General features: G+C 59.6%; 15 protein-coding genes. 5 read left to right on the top strand and 10 right to left on the bottom strand.

Going from position 1 to position 15,040, the window contains the following annotated elements:
- Window positions 1-66 precede the first annotated feature (66 nt).
- Entirely contained in the window at window positions 67-2,007 is a 1,941-nt protein-coding gene (locus RAC79_RS04225) for an EAL domain-containing protein (RefSeq protein ID WP_080856997.1), read from the top strand.
- Window positions 2,008-2,042: 35 nt separating this feature from the next.
- Here the strand turns inward: RAC79_RS04225 and RAC79_RS04220 are convergent, their stop codons facing one another.
- Both RAC79_RS04220 and RAC79_RS04215 read right to left on the bottom strand, forming a co-directional pair.
- Window positions 2,043-3,926: an ABC-F family ATP-binding cassette domain-containing protein gene (locus tag RAC79_RS04220; RefSeq protein ID WP_080856200.1), complete on the bottom strand. Its 1,884-nt coding sequence runs from the start codon at window positions 3,924-3,926 to the stop codon at window positions 2,043-2,045.
- A 69-nt stretch (window positions 3,927-3,995) separates the two neighbouring features.
- Window positions 3,996-5,042, bottom strand: a complete 1,047-nt coding sequence (locus tag RAC79_RS04215; RefSeq protein ID WP_162934059.1) for a GGDEF domain-containing protein — start codon at window positions 5,040-5,042, stop codon at window positions 3,996-3,998.
- Between the two features lie 258 nt (window positions 5,043-5,300).
- Between RAC79_RS04215 and RAC79_RS04210 the strand changes: the two genes are divergently transcribed.
- Window positions 5,301-5,996, top strand: coding sequence for a glutathione S-transferase family protein (locus RAC79_RS04210; protein WP_065654073.1), 696 nt, complete (start codon window positions 5,301-5,303; stop codon window positions 5,994-5,996).
- A gap of 103 nt (window positions 5,997-6,099) precedes the next feature.
- Window positions 6,100-6,522, top strand: coding sequence for a nucleoside-diphosphate kinase (ndk, locus tag RAC79_RS04205; RefSeq protein WP_003496769.1), 423 nt, complete (start codon window positions 6,100-6,102; stop codon window positions 6,520-6,522).
- Between the two features lie 317 nt (window positions 6,523-6,839).
- On the opposite strand, the gene RAC79_RS04200 is transcribed toward ndk, so the two are convergent.
- Together RAC79_RS04200 and RAC79_RS04195 are read right to left on the bottom strand one after the other, a co-directional pair.
- A complete protein-coding gene (locus tag RAC79_RS04200) occupies window positions 6,840-7,352 on the bottom strand; it encodes a hypothetical protein (protein WP_078054087.1) in 513 nt (170 codons plus the stop codon).
- On the bottom strand, window positions 7,349-7,909 hold the full coding sequence (locus RAC79_RS04195; protein ID WP_174035865.1) for a CGNR zinc finger domain-containing protein: 561 nt from the start codon (window positions 7,907-7,909) through the stop codon (window positions 7,349-7,351). Before RAC79_RS04195 ends, RAC79_RS04200 begins: the two co-directional genes overlap by 4 nt.
- 52 nt (window positions 7,910-7,961) lie before the next feature.
- Here RAC79_RS04195 and RAC79_RS04190 point away from each other — a divergent pair, with 52 nt between their 5' ends.
- Window positions 7,962-8,858 (top strand): branched-chain amino acid ABC transporter permease, encoded by an 897-nt coding sequence (locus RAC79_RS04190; RefSeq protein WP_174039030.1) that lies wholly within the window; start codon window positions 7,962-7,964, stop codon window positions 8,856-8,858.
- Window positions 8,859-8,969: 111 nt separating this feature from the next.
- Here RAC79_RS04190 and RAC79_RS04185 read toward each other — a convergent pair whose 3' ends face one another.
- The 5 genes from RAC79_RS04185 to RAC79_RS04165 form a co-directional block, all read right to left on the bottom strand.
- Window positions 8,970-9,425: a molybdenum cofactor biosynthesis protein MoaE gene (locus tag RAC79_RS04185; RefSeq protein ID WP_080856203.1), complete on the bottom strand. Its 456-nt coding sequence runs from the start codon at window positions 9,423-9,425 to the stop codon at window positions 8,970-8,972.
- A gap of 4 nt (window positions 9,426-9,429) precedes the next feature.
- Window positions 9,430-9,684 (bottom strand): molybdopterin converting factor subunit 1, encoded by a 255-nt coding sequence (moaD, locus tag RAC79_RS04180; protein WP_174039031.1) that lies wholly within the window; start codon window positions 9,682-9,684, stop codon window positions 9,430-9,432.
- The gene (gene pgsA / locus RAC79_RS04175; RefSeq protein ID WP_003520759.1) at window positions 9,684-10,271 is read right to left on the bottom strand and encodes a CDP-diacylglycerol--glycerol-3-phosphate 3-phosphatidyltransferase; all 588 of its coding nucleotides are present in this window, start codon (window positions 10,269-10,271) and stop codon (window positions 9,684-9,686) included. The genes moaD and pgsA overlap by 1 nt, the downstream gene beginning before the upstream one ends.
- 102 nt (window positions 10,272-10,373) lie before the next feature.
- The gene (gene uvrC, locus RAC79_RS04170; RefSeq protein WP_174039032.1) at window positions 10,374-12,425 is read right to left on the bottom strand and encodes an excinuclease ABC subunit UvrC; all 2,052 of its coding nucleotides are present in this window, start codon (window positions 12,423-12,425) and stop codon (window positions 10,374-10,376) included.
- Window positions 12,422-13,210, bottom strand: a complete 789-nt coding sequence (locus tag RAC79_RS04165) for an SDR family oxidoreductase (RefSeq protein ID WP_035237093.1) — start codon at window positions 13,208-13,210, stop codon at window positions 12,422-12,424. Before RAC79_RS04165 ends, uvrC begins: the two co-directional genes overlap by 4 nt.
- 349 nt (window positions 13,211-13,559) lie before the next feature.
- On the opposite strand from RAC79_RS04165, the gene RAC79_RS04160 reads away from it, so the two are divergent.
- Window positions 13,560-14,216 (top strand): outer membrane protein, encoded by a 657-nt coding sequence (locus tag RAC79_RS04160; protein WP_035261664.1) that lies wholly within the window; start codon window positions 13,560-13,562, stop codon window positions 14,214-14,216.
- Between the two features lie 116 nt (window positions 14,217-14,332).
- Here RAC79_RS04160 and RAC79_RS04155 read toward each other — a convergent pair whose 3' ends face one another.
- Complete coding sequence (locus tag RAC79_RS04155; RefSeq protein ID WP_374996931.1) at window positions 14,333-14,929, bottom strand: glutathione S-transferase; 597 nt, start codon at window positions 14,927-14,929, stop codon at window positions 14,333-14,335.
- Window positions 14,930-15,040: the final 111 nt, after the last annotated feature.

Genomic DNA, 15,040 nt, shown 5'->3' with positions numbered 1-15,040 from the left:
AGCGGGAGTTGTGAAGTCCATGAACCGGAATTCCGGTGCCGCAACACATGACGACAGGTAATGCAGATGATGGAATTGATCGCCGCACAAGCGGCAGCATCCGCTGCCGAACTTCCCTTCCTCCTGCTTCAGGCGGCAGCCGTTGTCGGCATGGTGTCCGTGCTGATTCTCCTCCGGCGAAACATCGCCCTCGAGGATCCCCGCTATAAGATCTATTATGGCATCGTGTTCGGCATGGCAGGGTTTCTGCTCGCGATGCTGGTTTCCGAATTCATCAAACTTCCCTCCAAACCCTATATCCGCACGGAATTGCTGTTTCTTGCCGGGGTGCTGGGCTCATGGCAGGGCGGGTTGATCACCCTGGTTTTCGTGGCGGTCGGGCGATATGTCTTTGGCGGTCCCGCGCTGTTTCTTGCGGCCTTGCAGGACATGGTCGTCATTTCGGCCTGCGGCATCGCCATGTATGGCTGGATGCGCAACCGGCGCCTCGCCGATATCGGAAATCGGGATATTCTTATCGTCTGTGCGGCCAGATTCATGACCGCACTGCTGGCCATCACAATTTCGTTCGCCCTGGGTTTAATCGATCACGCACTGTTCGTAAGCGCACTCGGTCGCCGGACAATAGGCGCCGCCTCCATTGGTTTGCCGATGATCGTGTGCCTGTTCATCCTCTTGCGCAGCGAAGCGCGGGCCCGGGAAGAGGCAAGGAAACGAGAGGAGGCAGCAAGAACGGATTCGTTGACCGGTCTACCCAACACGCGGGCGCTTAAGGACCATATGGAAAAAGTCATGCGGCCGGAACCGGCGGTTCCCCACGCCCTTGTTCTGATCGAGATCGTCAATATAGCCGATGTCGCCGCCTGCGAGGGAGAAGACTGGAGCGATCTTTTCTGGCCCCGGCTTGCGCGGGAGATCTGCGACGGGGACTACGGCGTCCTTTGCGACACCAATGCGCCCTGTAGCTTCATGTTCGGCGATACGACACTCGCAGTCGTCATGCAGGGGATTTCGCTTGAAAAGTCCGAAAGTACGAAACTCATAATGCGTCTGCATGAGGGTTTGAGCACGTTTTGTCGCTCGGCGGAGGCAGGGCCGGTCCCGCATCTCAAAATCGGCGCGGCAAATCTGGACAAGCTTTCGCAACGGAACGTCGCCTCATTCCTCAGGCACCTCAGCCTGGCGCTCAAGGGCAGCGATCATCCGGTGCAGATTTTCCCCTTCTCCTTTGCCGAGAAAGCGACACTGGACGAGGCGGTGCGGCAGATGCTGGTCAACTGGATCAAATCCGGCACGCCGCCCATTTGTTATCAGCCGAAATTCGAAATGCGCAATCGCCGCATGATCGGCGCCGAAGCGCTCCTGCGCGCGGTCGACGCGCGGGGGCAGGCGCTTTCGCCTTATTATGTGCTGGAAATCGCCGAACGCCATCGGCTGCTGGTGGAATTCGAATGGTCGACGATCGAGGCCGTCGTGCGCGATCTTCGCGACCTGCACGGCCTCGAGGCGGATTTTCATCTGGCGGTGAATATTTCCGCTTCGTCCTTTGCGAGCGCGCATTTCGCAGACCGGGTCGTGGCGCTGCTGCACGAAATGGCGGTGCCGGCGTATCGCCTCTCAATCGAAGTGACGGAGATGAGCAGGATACCGACCACCGATGTCGTACAGCAGAATTTCGATACGCTGATTGCCGAAGGCGTCCGGCTGGCGCTCGATGATTTCGGTACCGGTTATGCCGCCCTTACGTTGCTGGCGCGGTTCCCGTTCGAAGAGGTCAAGATCGATCACTGGATGACATCGAGGCTCGACCAGTCGCGGTTCAGGGAGGCCATTGCGCTCGCCTTCGAGAGTGCGGAGCGTTACGGCGCAAAGCTGGTAACGGAAGGCATAGAAACCGAGGAGCAGAGCCGGCTCCTCATGCAGATGGGCATTCGCTTCGGGCAGGGTTATCTTTATTCCCCCGCCGTACCGCTCGACCGCCTGCAACCGCGCAGGGCATGCGCCTAGGACATATCCAGTTTAACCGAAAGCGCAGTCGCGCATCACCCCGCCATTGCTTCTTCATATTCACTCGAAAGCAGCAGCCATTGCTCCTCCGCATCCGAAAGCTTCGCGGCGGCCTCGCCACGCTCCTTCACTTTCTGTGCGGCCTTGGCGGGCGCTTTTTCGTATAGGACGGGATCCGCCAGCTCGGCGTCGAGCAACTGAATCGTTTTCTCAAGCTTCGCCGTCAGGGATTCGATTTCGTTGATCTTTTTCTTGAGCGGCGCAAGCTGGGCGCGCTTTTCCGCACTGGCCTTGCGTTGATCGGCTTTGGAAGCCTGTTCGGCCACGGCGTCGGTCTTGTCTTCCTTTTTCTTGCCGGAGGAAACGACGAGATCGCGATATTCCTCCATGTCGCCTTCGAAGGTCTTGACCGTGCCGTCAGCCACCAGCCACAGCCGGTCCACCGTCGCCTCGATGAGATGGCGGTCGTGCGAGATGAGGATGACCGCGCCGCTGTAATCGTTCAGCGCCTCGATCAGCGCCCTGCGGCTGTCGATATCGAGATGGTTGGTCGGTTCGTCGAGGATGAGCAGGTTCGGCGCGTGGAAGGCCGCCAGTCCCATCAGAAGACGGGCCTTTTCGCCACCGGAAAGGTCCTTTGCCGCCGTCGCCATCTTTTCGGTTGCGAGACCCATCTGCGCCACGCGGGAGCGCACCTGCGCCTCTGGCGCCAGAGGCATCAGCTTGCGCACATGTTCGACCGGTGTTTCATCCGGCACGAGGTCATCGAGCTGGTGCTGCGCGAAGAAACCGATCTTCAGGCCAGGGGCGACGCGAAGATCGCCCGCCTGCGGCGCAAGCCGGCCGGAAATGAATTTCGCGAAGGTGGATTTGCCGTTGCCGTTGGAGCCGAGCAGCGCAATGCGGTCGTCATTGTCGATCCTGAGATTGAGCTGCTTCAGGATCGATTTGCCCGGCTCGTAACCCACAGCCCCGCCATTGATGGCGACGATGGGGGAGGCGGGCTGCTTTTCCGGCTCCGGGAAGGTGATCGGCTGGACGTGATCCTCGATCACGGCGGCGACGGTGCCCATGCGCTCCAGCGCCTTGATGCGGCTCTGCGCCTGCCGCGCCTTGGTGGCCTTGGCGCGGAAACGGTCGATGAAGCTTTGCAGGTGTTTGCGCGCGGCGTCATTTTTTGCCTTCGCCTTCATCTGCAATTCGTCGTTTTCGGCCTTCTGGCGCTCGAACTGATCGTAACCACCGCGATAGAAGGTCAGCTTCTTCTGGTCCAGATGCACGATGGAGTTGACGGCATTGTTGAGAAGATCGCGGTCGTGGCTGATGATGATGACGGTGTGCGGATAACGCCGGATATAATCCTCCAGCCAGAGCGTGCCTTCGAGGTCGAGATAGTTGGTCGGCTCGTCGAGCAGCAAAAGGTCGGGTTCTGCAAACAGCACGGAGGCAAGCGCCACGCGCATGCGCCAGCCGCCGGAGAAGGAGGAGGCCGGGCGAAGCTGCGCTTCGTGATCGAAACCGAGACCGGCAAGAATGCTGGAGGCGCGCGCTTCCGCCGAATGGGCGTCGATATCGACGAGCCGCATCTGGATTTCGGCGATACGGTGCGGATCGGTCGCGGTTTCCGCCTCGGCCAGAAGCGCGCTGCGCTCCTTGTCGGCCGAAAGCACGATGGAAATCAGCGATTCTTCGGTGCCTGGGGCTTCCTGCGCCACCTGGCCGATGCGCGCCTGTTTCGGAATTGTCACCGAACCGCTTTCCGCCGAGAAATCGCCGGTGATAACCCGGAACAGGGTGGATTTGCCGGCGCCATTGCGGCCAACAAGGCCCGCCTTCACACCGGCGGGAAGCGTCACGCTGGCATGGTCGAGAAGCAGACGCCCGGCGATACGGGCGGAAAGATCGGTAATCGTAATCATGGCGCCGTTTTGGCCGAACTGTCTGGCCAAGGCAAGAGCGCCCGCGCCACATCGGGCGAGATTAAACTGTCAATCGCCGAGCTGCGCCAGATAGCTGCTGCGGCTATGCTGCGCCACCTCCCGCGAATAACCGACGACGCAGTTGCGCGTGCCGCAGCGTGCCGAAAGCAGAGCGAGTTCGGCATGGCTGAAAAATTCGGCGGGCGTTGCGGTTCCGTCCACCGCGGCGACGCCGATCGAAACGGTCAGATGTTCGCCGTCTCCTTCCTGCGTCACGAAACGCAGCGCCTCCACGCTTTGCCGCAACCGCTCGGCAATGGCCTCGGCCGTGTTCTGCGGCACGCCGGCAAACAGGAAGGCGAATTCATCGCCACCGATACGGGCGACGAAATCGTCCTTCTTAATGGTTTTGCGAAACAGGGCGGCGAGACGCCGTAATGCCTTGTTGCCGGCGGCGGAGCCATATTTGCCGTTGATTTCCCGGAAATGGTCGATATCCAGCAGCACCAGCGAGGTGGCGGATGCGGCCCGGTCCTTTGGAAAAAGAGCGCCAAGCTTTTCGAGAAAGGCCGCCCGGTTTGGCAGTGCCGTCAGCGCATCGCGCAGCGAGGCGGCCTGAAGTTCCCCACGGTTTCTTTCAACCTCGCGGATTTTCACCAGTCCCATGGCGATGAAATGCCGAAGGCTCGTCTGTTCTTCGTGGATATCGCCCAGCAACTCCACGAAGCGCTCCGTTGCGGGCGGCTCGCCATCCTCATGCTGCTCTAGGCTGGCCAGAAAAGTTTCGGTGCGCTGAAGGCTCGCCTCCAGCCGCGCGGAAATCTGCGTGAGTGTATCGAAGGCGTCGCTTGCCATCTGTTCGGCTTCGATGCGCGAAAAGCCGGGCAGATTGTGCCGCTGGCCGATGAGGTCGATTTCATGCTGCTGCGGCGCATTGCCAAGAGCGAGAATGTCACGGCCCATGGCCGGATTGTGTCCGGACAATATTTCATAGATCAATTCATAATTGCGCGGCAAAGGTGCAATGTTCATCTTGGCGATGAACTGCGTGATCTTGGTAACGACCAGAGCGCTTCTTGCCTGCTCGCGTTTTTTATCGCCCGCCGATGTCGTCACTGACAGCCCCAATAGCAATGGATTATTATGAATGGACCGGCGATAACCGATTGTTGAACGGCGTTATTCTTACAAGCGACGGTTTAAAATAGAATAAATCCACAAAGAATTTTGCCGTCCCGAAGCATAGATTCCGCGTTGCGGAAGGCGGGTGTGCCCCAAGCGTTCCTTGATCGATAATATGACAAATCCTGATTTGATTTCGGGCGACGACCGTTTTTATATCGCTCCATCGATGTTGCAGAAGAGGGGCAGCCCATGACGACTTCCAGAACGCTCTATTCGCTATGCGGAAGCGACACTTCCCGGCCATTTTCTCCCCATTGCTGGAAAACCGTGCTTTCGCTGGCGCATAAGGGGCTGGATTTCGAGGAGCGGCCTTTACCCTTCACGGTGATCCCGACGGTGGAGGACGGTTTTTCGAAGACCGTGCCGATCCTGCGCGATGGCGACGAGCTGATAAGCGACAGTTTCGAAATCGCGCTTTACCTGGACGAAGCTTACCCGGAGCGCCCGTCGCTGTTCAACGGCGAGGGCGGCAAGGCCATGGCCCGTTTCGTCGAAAGCTGGTCGCAGACGGTGCTTCACCCGGCCATCGTGCGTATCGCCGTGCTCGATATCCACAATATGCTGGACGAGCCGGACCGCCGTTATTTCCGCGATAGCCGCACGAAAGCGCTCGGCCGTCCGCTCGAAGATGTGGTGGCGAACCGCGAGGCGGAAATCGCAGCCTTTCCGGCATTGCTTGCGCCGATCCGGCGTATGCTGAGCTTCCAGCCTTTCATCGGCGGCACATCGCCGCTCTTTGCGGATTACATCGTGTTCGGCGCGCTGCAATGGGCGCGGATCACCACCGGGGCGGATTTGTTCGCCGATAACGACCCCGTGCGGGACTGGTTCGAAGGCTGCCTCGATCTCTATGATGCGAGAGGCCGCAGTGTGACAGCGGCGTGAAATGTCTGGCATCATCGTCGCAATCTCGTCGATCCCCCTTGTTTTCGGGCCTTTGGGCGGGTAAAGACCGCCCACTTTCTCTGAAGGAAAAGGAAACGGACATATGGCGATTGAACGCACATTTTCGATGATCAAGCCGGACGCAACCAAGCGTAACCTGACGGGCGCGATCACCAAGGTATTTGAAGACAACGGCCTGCGCGTCGTCGCCTCCAAGCGCGTCTGGATGAGCAAGCGCGAAGCCGAAGGCTTCTACGCCGTTCACAAAGAGCGTCCCTTCTTCGGCGAACTCGTTGAAGGCATGACTTCCGGCCCGACCATCGTTCAGGTTCTGGAAGGCGAAAACGCCATCCTCAAGAACCGCGAAATCATGGGCGCCACCAACCCGGCCCAGGCCGCTGAAGGCACGATCCGCAAGACCTTCGCGCTCTCCATCGGCGAAAACTCCGTTCACGGTTCCGACGCTCCGGAAACCGCCGCACAGGAAATCGCTTACTGGTTCGCCGAAACCGAAATCGTCGGCTGATTCAATATCTCAACGGCTTGAATCGCTGTTGCAGGCGATTGTGTGAAGCTGCTGAAAAGACTCGAAGAAACGGAGCCGAAAGGCTCCGTTTTTTTTGTTTTGGAGCGCTGCCTGCAAGACGGTGCGTTCTGCGGAGACCTCATTCCATACTCCGTCACCCCGGACTGGATCCGGGGTCCAGCGCGATCAAGTCCTTGATCGCAAAGACTCTTACGCCACGCAGACGCGCGGCTGCTGGATGCCGGGTCAAGCCCGGCATGACGGAAGTGAGGTTTGCCACCCCTACAGAGAACTGAGCCTAAGGCTGCAATTTTTTGTTAGGACGCCGGACACCCCTGAACGGGCCGCATATCCGTCGTGCCATCCGGTTTGAACACCTCCGGATTGGGCGTATAAAGCGGGCCGACCACCAGCGGCTTGGCGGGAAGAAGCGACTGGTCGGTGTCGGAGCGGATCGTGGTTTCGATGGTCTGGAGAATGTCGCCTTCCGGCCCCTTGATGCGGATGGTGACCTTGTAGGGCCGGTCCTGCTTCACGCATTCCACCGGTGGGCTCTGAACCGTGATCTTTTCGTCTTTCGGGAAAATCTTCTCGCGGCTGGTGAGGTCTGGACCGCCGCGCGGGTTTTCGAATGTCGCTTCCACCGTGCTGCCATCGCGAATGCGGGCGATGCGCTGAAGCGTCACCAGATAGGTGGCGATGGCGACGCGATAGTTGAAAACGAACATCCGGCCGGAAACCTTCGCCACTTCGCGCGGTTCTTCCCGCTGGCAGCCGGAAAGAGCGAGCATCCCCGCAATCGCCAGCAAGGGAAGGGCAATTCTTTTCATGATCGCACGTCCTTCTTCCGGTGATAGTGCCGGCTGGCTTTCTGCCGGTTACCGCACACAGCCATATCGCACCAGATACGGCTTCTGTTCTTGCTGCGGTCGATGAAAAGCCAGCCGCAATTGCCGCAGATCCGCAGCCGCTCCCGTGTCTCGCCGGCAAGTAGCGAGAGGGCGGAATGGGCGGTGGCGTTGCCGAGGCTTTCGGCAATCGGAAACGTCCGCAGTGCCGTGCCGCAGGCGAAGAGAAGCCCGGCCAGCCTGTTGTCGTCATCGTCGTCGCCGGAAATGGCGGCGCGGAAATAATCGTCGACAGCCTCGCGAAGATCGAGAAAAACCGCCTGCTTTTCCGCCTCGGGCGCGATGAGCGTGGGAAACCTGTCACGTTCAGCACCGAGCCTTGTGGCCGCTTCGGCAAAGGCCGCGATCTGCGCCGGCACGGCAAAACGGTCGACCGATTTTGCCGCATCCGAGCGCAGGATCACGCTATTGGCGACATCCAGCGCCAATGCGCCGCCTGCGAAACGATGTTCTGTCCAGCGAAAGGTCATACCGCACATTATAACTGTCAAAATGAGTTTTAACAGTTATAATCATGGCGGGAGGACGCGCTTGGCCTATTTCCTGCAACAATTGCTGAATGCTGTGCCGGTCGCCTCGCTTTATGCGGTTCTGGCCTTTGGTTATGCCATCGCCTTTTCGGTCACCAAACGCGCCGATGTCACCTATGGCGCCATATTCGCCTTTGCCGGCCAGACCTGCCTGTTATTTGCGGATTTTGGCTGGAACCGGCTGTGGCTGGTTTTGCCGGCAACATTGGCGCTCGGGGCAGGGGCAGGCCTGTTCGGCGGGCTGTGGGCGGCGGGTTTTGTCGGCCGGGCGGTGATGCGGCCGCTGGCGAAAGCCTCTCCCAATGCCGTGACCGTCGCCTCCGCCGGCGTGCTGATTGCGCTGACCGAAAGCGCGAGGTTGGCCGCCGACACAAGGCAGTTATGGCTGCCGCCGCTTCTGTCTCAGCCGGTGCGCTTCTGGGCCGATGGCGGCTTTGCCGTGACCCTGACGCCGATGCAGATGCTGAACACGGCGGCGTTCTGCCTGCTCATTCTCGCAGGGTCGCTTTATCTTGGCCGTTCCGCTTTCGGCAGGCGCTGGAAATCGGTCTCGGACGATGCTTTCGCCGCGGCTTTATGCGGCGTGAATGCGGGCCGGATATTTCTCGTCTCGTATTGTGCAGCGGGCCTCGTTGCCGCCATCGCCGGCGTGCTGGCCACATTCTATTACGGCACCATGGATTTCGGCGCTGGTCTGGTCTTTGGCCTGAAGGTGGTGCTGATTTCGGCGGCGGGCGGTTATGCCAGTCCGCTCATCTGCGGCCTTGGGGCCGCCGTCGTCGGCTTTGCGGAAACTTTCTGGGTCGGTTACGGCCCTGCCGCCTGGCGCGATGCGGTGGTTCTGGCGATGCTGGTCGGCTGGCTGATTGTCATGCGCAGCAGGGTGGAAGCGCTCTGAGTCTGGCCCCTGGAGCGCTTTCGCGTTTCTTCGAGTCGCAAGAGCGCTCTAGCTCTTTGTTTCGTCGCATTTCCGGACGGAAAACCGGGCACCACTTTTCCTGGAAATGCTCTATCGCCACTTGTCCTTGGCCGCGTCGTCGGTTGTTTTCGCCGCAACCCAGTCGCCCGCCGAGCCATCCTTGCCATGTTCCTTTTTCCAGAACGGCGCGGATGTCTTGAGATAATCCATCACGAAATTCGCGCCATCGAAGGCGGCCTGTCGATGCGATGAAGCTGCGATGACGAGGACGATGTTTTCGCCGGTGGCGATCTTGCCGTGGCGGTGGATGGCGGTGAGGCCGAGAAGGCCGAAGCGCTCCATGGCAAGTGTGGCGATGCGGGTTATTTCCGCCTCCGCCATGCCGGGATAGTGTTCCAGTTCCAGCGCCGCAAGCGTGCCGCCATCATCCCGACAGAGTCCGGTGAAGGCCACGACCGCGCCGATGCTCCTGTCCCCTTCCGTCAGCCGGCGGGTTTCTTCCGCAGCGTCGAAATCCTCTGCCTGCACGCGGACCGTCGGCTGCATCCGCTCATCCCCCCGTCATCGGCGGGAAGATGCCGATCTCGCGCGCGCCGATGATGCTTTCATCATGCTCGACATGCTCCTGATTGACGGCGACGCGGATCACATTGGGAAACTCGAAAGCAGCTTCGTAATTCTCGCCGCGCGTCGCAAGCCAGGCGATCAGCTCGCCGGCGGTGGTGACGGAGGAGGGGATGTCCAGCTCTTCTTCATCCGTGCCGATCTTCTCGCGCACCCAGGCGAAATAAACGATCCGTGTCATCAGTCTTCGTCCACAATGTGCTTCAGGCCAGCCTTGAAGTAATCATAGCCGGTATACATGGTCAGCGCCGCCGCGATCCACAGCAGGGTAATGCCCATTTCGGTCGTGTAGGGCAGAACCTTGTCGCCCGCAGGACCCGCGAGCAGGAAGGCGATGGCGACCATCTGGATGGTGGTCTTCCATTTGGCGATGCGGGTGACGGGAACGCTGACCTTCAGCGCCGCCAGATACTCTCGCAGGCCCGAGACCAGAATTTCGCGGCAGAGAATGGTGATGGCCGCCCAGAGCGACCAGCCGGCAATGGTGCCATCCGCCGCCATCAGAAGCAGGACGGAGGCGACCAGCAGCTTGTCGGCGATCGGGTCCAGCATGCGACCGATATTCGACGTCTGGTTCCAGATACGCGCGAGATAACCATCGAGGAAATCGGTCAGCGAGGCGATGATGAACAGCCACAATGCCGTCCAGCGCGCGAAATCCGAGCTTTCCAGTTTCCCTTCGATGTAAAAGCACAAAACGATGACAGGAACCGCGAGGATGCGGCCATAGGTGAGGAGGTTGGGAATGCTGTATGCGCGCGAAGCCATGGGAAACCTGTCAGTCTAAGATTAGCTGCCTTGATGCCGCCGCCAGGGCATAGCGTCAACATGTATTATGTTTTTTTAGCAGTTCGCCACGACGGCGCGGCGTCAATCGCCGCCGCTCTCGTGGAAGTGATTGTAGATTTGCCGCGCAACCGTCTCCGAAATGCCGCTGACAGCCATCAGGTCGTTGAGGCCGGCGCGGGAAACCGCCTTGGCCGTGCCGAAATGCTGCAGCAGGGAGCGCTTGCGGCCCGGACCGATTCCCGAGATTTCGTCGAGCGGATTGCGCACCATTTCCTTCTTGCGCCGCGCCCGGTGCGAGCCGATGGCGAAGCGGTGCGCTTCATCGCGCATGCGCTGAATGAAATAGAGCACGGGATCGCGCGGCGGCAGCGAAAAATCGCTGCGCCCATCCGCAAAGAAGCGTTCGCGGCCCGCCTCGCGGTCCACACCCTTGGCGACGCCGATGGCGGTCACACAGTCGCGAATGCCGAGTTCATCGAGAATGGCCCGTACCGCCGTCATCTGGCCCTGACCGCCATCGATCAGGACCACATCGGGCCAGGCGGGGAAGGGCATATCGGCGGCTTCCTCCGGCGTCGGCGTCTGCGTCTGCCCACGGTCGGGCTTTCCCTCTTCCTTCAGCAGGCGCGAGAAGCGACGGGTCATCACCTCGCGCATCATGCCGAAGTCATCGCCGGGGGTGATGTCGGTCGATTTGATGTTGAACTTGCGGTACTGGTTCTTCACGAAACCTTCAGGGCCCGCCACCACCATGCCGCCCACGGCATTGGTGCCCATGATATGGGAGTTATCGTAAATCTCGATCCGGCGCGGCACATAAGAAAGACCGAAGGTTTCCGCAAAACCTTTCAGCAGCCGCGCCTGAGACGAGGTTTCCGCCAGCTTGCGGCCATGCGCCTCGCGGGCATTGGCGAGCACATGGTCGGTGATGTCCTTCTTCTCGCCGCGCTGCGGCACGCTGATTGTCACCTTGTGCCCGGCCTTTTCGCCGAGTGCTGTGGCCAGCAGCTCCTGCTCCTCCACCGTTTCGGAAAGCAGGATTTGCTTCGGCACCGGCTTGTCGTCGTAAAATTGCGCCAGGAACGCGTTGAGGATTTCCGAGCCGGGCAGGGAAGGGTCGGCCTTCGGGAAATAGGCACGGTTGCCCCAGTTCTGCCCGGTGCGGAAAAAGAACACCTGAATGCAGGAGATGCCGCCTTCATGGTGGATGGCGAAGACATCCGCCTCCTCGATGCCGGCTGGGTTGATGCCCTGATGGCTCTGGACATGCGAAAGTGCGGCCAGCCGGTCGCGATAGACGGCGGCGCGCTCGAAATCGAGGTCCTCGGCCGCCTCGTTCATCTGCCGCGCAATCGCGGTCTTGACGCTCTGGCTCTTGCCGGACAGGAAATCCTTGGCTTCCTTGACGAGTTCTTCATACCCCTGATCGCTGATCTCATGCGTGCAGGGGCCGGAACAGCGCTTGATCTGGTAAAGAAGACAGGGACGCGTGCGGGTTTCGAAGACGCTGTCGGTGCAGGTGCGGATCAAAAAGGCGCGTTGCAGCGAATTGATCGTGCGCCCGACTGCGCCGGCCGACGCAAAGGGGCCAAAATAATCACCCTTGCGTGCCCGCGCCCCACGGTGTTTGAAAATCGCCGGCGCGCGATTGTCTGCGGTAATGAGAATATAGGGAAAAGACTTGTCGTCGCGCAAAAGCACATTAAAGCGCGGCCGCAAGCGCTTGATGAGATTCGCTTCCAGAAGAAGCGCTTCGGTCTCCGTGCGGGTGGTGACGAATTCCATATGGGCGGTCAGCCGCACCATCTGGGCAATGCGGTTGGAATGCACGCGGCCCTGCGCGTAATTGCCGACACGCTTCTTCAGCGAGCGCGCCTTGCCGACATAAAGAACGTCGTTCGCCTCGTTGAACATGCGATAGACGCCCGGCGCATTCGGCAGGTGTTTGACGAATTCGCCGATCAGATCCATGCCCTTCAGGCCGGATTCGTTCTTCCAGCCCGCATTCCAGTCCATGCCGGCAACGTCGCTCGATGCCTCGGCCGCATCGGTCGCAGCAAGGTTTGCATCGTCGTTTTCGTCGTCGGTTTCATCGAAGAGAATACCGCCATCAGGCAGCTTCTTTCCGTTCATTCATTTATCTCCGCCACGTCAGGGGTTTCCCAGCCAAGATGCTGGCCGCCGTCGAGCGCGATCATTTGTCCGGTGACCGACGGCGTGTCGAAAAGAAAGCGAATCGTCCGCCCGAACTCGTCCGGTGCGGGACCACGCTTTAATATAAGGCCGTCGATCTGCGCCTGAAAGTCCTCGGGCGCCTGTCTTTCGCTTTTGAATGTCGGACCCGGCCCGATGGCGTTGACCCGCACACGCGGCGCAAAGCTTTGCGCCATCGTCCGCGTAGCCGTCCAGAGCGCCGATTTCGAAAGCGTATAGGAATAAAACCGTGGCGTGAGCGCAAGCACGCGCTGGTCGATGATATTGACGATCAGCCCGGATTTATCGGCAGGCAGTTGCTCGACAAAGGCGGCGGCGATGAGGGAGGGCGCCCGCACATGCACGGCGAAATGTGCGTCGAAGATCGCCGGATCGGGCTTGTCCGCCGAGTCGTCGAGAAAAACCGACGCGTTGTTGATAACGACGCCGATAGGCCCGAGTGCTGACGCAGCCTGTTCGATGAGTCCCGAAGCAGGGCCGGATTGTGTCAGATCCGCCTGAACGGCTACAGCCTTGCCACCTTTCTGCCTTATTTCGTTAGCGAATTCCTCGGCGCTGGCCATGGATGCATTGGCATGGACGGCGATGGCGAAGCCATGGGCGGCCAGATCGGTGGCGATCGCCCGCCCGAGCCGGCGTGCGGCTCCCGTTATCAAGACTGTCTTTTGTATATTTTCTTTCACGGCTGACCTGCATTTGCTCATATCCGTCCTATTTGCTGGATATAAATGCAAATCGCAAGCTGTCCATCGGCCCCAAAAGAATTGGGCGATTTTTTATTCACAATGCAATTTCGGTTTAATTTGAATATAACTAAGTTTAAAGGCGATCTATTGCTGGTTAGGCTTCTGTTAGGGTTAATAAACCCCTTGTGGCAATTAGGCAACGTCTAATTCTAGTCACGTCGCTGCCCCAAACAATTCACATTTTGGCTCTTTGATCTCCGCATTCTCCTATCAAATTCAGTTTCCAGAGGGGCGATTAACCCGACGAGTTTACACCGCGTCTGAGAACAATGTTTTGAGTACAGAGCGGTACTGAAAGGAGAATAGCATGCGTATTTTCGTAGCAACCCTTATGGCTTCGACCATGGCAGCCGCCGGCTTTTCGGCTGCTCACGCCGCTGACGCCGTAAATGAAGTGCCGCAGGCACCGGTTTCCTACGACCAGCCCGCGCCGGTCAAGGATTGGTCCGGCGCCTACCTCGGTGGTACGGTCAACTACGATTGGGGCCGTTTCAGCTCCAGCAACGACGGTCGTGACGCCAAGGGCGCTGGCGGCGGTCTCTACGGCGGTTACAACTGGCAGAACGGCCAGCTGGTTTACGGTGCGGAAGCAGACGTCAACCTCGGTGACGAGCGCGGTTCCGCCGGTACGGTCGCAGGTCGCGCCGTCGAAGGCAAGCAGGGCGTCAACGGCTCGCTGCGTGGCCGCGTCGGTTACGACATGAACCCGTTCCTGCTCTACGGTACGGCCGGTCTTGCTGTTTCCGACAACAAGGTTCGTGACGGCGTCAACAAGGACAGCGCCACGGCTCTCGGTTACACGGTTGGTGCCGGTGTAGAAGCCATGGTTACCGACAACATCACCGCTCGTCTGGAATATCGCTACAGCGACTACCAGAAGAAGGACTACACGCTCGGCAACGACGCCTTCTCGCGTGGTTATGATGACCACTCCGTCAAGGCCGGTATCGGCGTCAAGTTCTGATCCCTCGAGGATCGCTATTGGAAAAGCCGGGGTTTCGCCCCGGCTTTTTTGTTTTTCGCTCTTAAGCGTCGGCATGAATCCCCGGCCTTCCGGCCAGGCGTCCTTCTGCATCCGCCTCAGGCGGCGGCCTTCATTTCCGCATAGGCTTCGAAACGCTTGCCGAAGGTTTCCGACCAGGCGGCCAGCGCATCGCGACCTTCGGCCCATTCCCCGGCGAAACGCAGGTCGAGATAACCGATCATCGCGGCAAGGGCGAAATGGCCGCCATGCAGCTTCTTGCCGGTTTTCGGCAGGTTGGTGTTGAGATAATCAAGCCCGCGGACCACCTTGCTCCACTGCTTGTCGATCCAGGGCTGGTGGATCTTTTCTTCCGGGCGGAAACGGCGCTCGTAAACGATGGCGAGCAGGCAATCCATGATGCCGTCGCACAGCGCTTCGAGAATTTCCACATCCGTGCGCTTGCCGTTCTTTTTCGGGTAGAGCTTGCCGCCCGAAAGACGGTCGAGATAATGCATGATCGCCACGCTGTCATAGACCGAGCCGCCTTCATCCAGAAGCAGGACCGGAATCTTGCCGAGCGGATTGTTGTCCATCAGCGTTGCGGGCTCGGCACTGGTGTCGACACGCACGGAGGTAATGTCGATGCCGAGATGGCGCGCGGCCATACGGACCTTGGCGGAGTAGGGGGAGGCGGGCGAGTAGAGCAGTTCCATGGTCGTGTCCTGTGGGTTGTCGTCTGGGGACTGGAATAGTCAATAAAGCTGCATAGCGGTTTTATGTCTGGAAAATGTGTAGAAGAGTGCAATCGAGAGCATTCGATGCGC

The sequence above is a fragment of the Agrobacterium sp. LR_9 genome, assembly GCF_041954855.1.
Classification (GTDB): Bacteria; Pseudomonadota; Alphaproteobacteria; order Rhizobiales; family Rhizobiaceae; genus Agrobacterium; species Agrobacterium leguminum.
Note: the sequence above shows the minus strand (reverse complement) of the source record. Positions and strands in the feature narration are given on the sequence as shown.

Excerpts from the sequence above, each read along its gene's own strand:
- RAC79_RS04225 (WP_080856997.1), top strand. The coding sequence starts at position 67 with ATGATGGAATTGATCGCCGCACAAGCGGCAGCATCCGCTGCCGAACTT.
- RAC79_RS04220 (WP_080856200.1), bottom strand. The coding sequence starts at position 3,926 with ATGATTACGATTACCGATCTTTCCGCCCGTATCGCCGGGCGTCTGCTT.
- RAC79_RS04210 (WP_065654073.1), top strand. The coding sequence starts at position 5,301 with ATGACGACTTCCAGAACGCTCTATTCGCTATGCGGAAGCGACACTTCC.
- ndk (WP_003496769.1), top strand. The coding sequence starts at position 6,100 with ATGGCGATTGAACGCACATTTTCGATGATCAAGCCGGACGCAACCAAG.
- RAC79_RS04200 (WP_078054087.1), bottom strand. The coding sequence starts at position 7,352 with ATGAAAAGAATTGCCCTTCCCTTGCTGGCGATTGCGGGGATGCTCGCT.
- RAC79_RS04195 (WP_174035865.1), bottom strand. The coding sequence starts at position 7,909 with ATGTGCGGTATGACCTTTCGCTGGACAGAACATCGTTTCGCAGGCGGC.
- RAC79_RS04185 (WP_080856203.1), bottom strand. The coding sequence starts at position 9,425 with ATGCAGCCGACGGTCCGCGTGCAGGCAGAGGATTTCGACGCTGCGGAA.
- moaD (WP_174039031.1), bottom strand. The coding sequence starts at position 9,684 with ATGACACGGATCGTTTATTTCGCCTGGGTGCGCGAGAAGATCGGCACG.
- pgsA (WP_003520759.1), bottom strand. The coding sequence starts at position 10,271 with ATGGCTTCGCGCGCATACAGCATTCCCAACCTCCTCACCTATGGCCGC.
- uvrC (WP_174039032.1), bottom strand. The coding sequence starts at position 12,425 with ATGAACGGAAAGAAGCTGCCTGATGGCGGTATTCTCTTCGATGAAACC.
- RAC79_RS04165 (WP_035237093.1), bottom strand. The coding sequence starts at position 13,210 with ATGAGCAAATGCAGGTCAGCCGTGAAAGAAAATATACAAAAGACAGTC.
- RAC79_RS04160 (WP_035261664.1), top strand. The coding sequence starts at position 13,560 with ATGCGTATTTTCGTAGCAACCCTTATGGCTTCGACCATGGCAGCCGCC.
- RAC79_RS04155 (WP_374996931.1), bottom strand. The coding sequence starts at position 14,929 with ATGGAACTGCTCTACTCGCCCGCCTCCCCCTACTCCGCCAAGGTCCGT.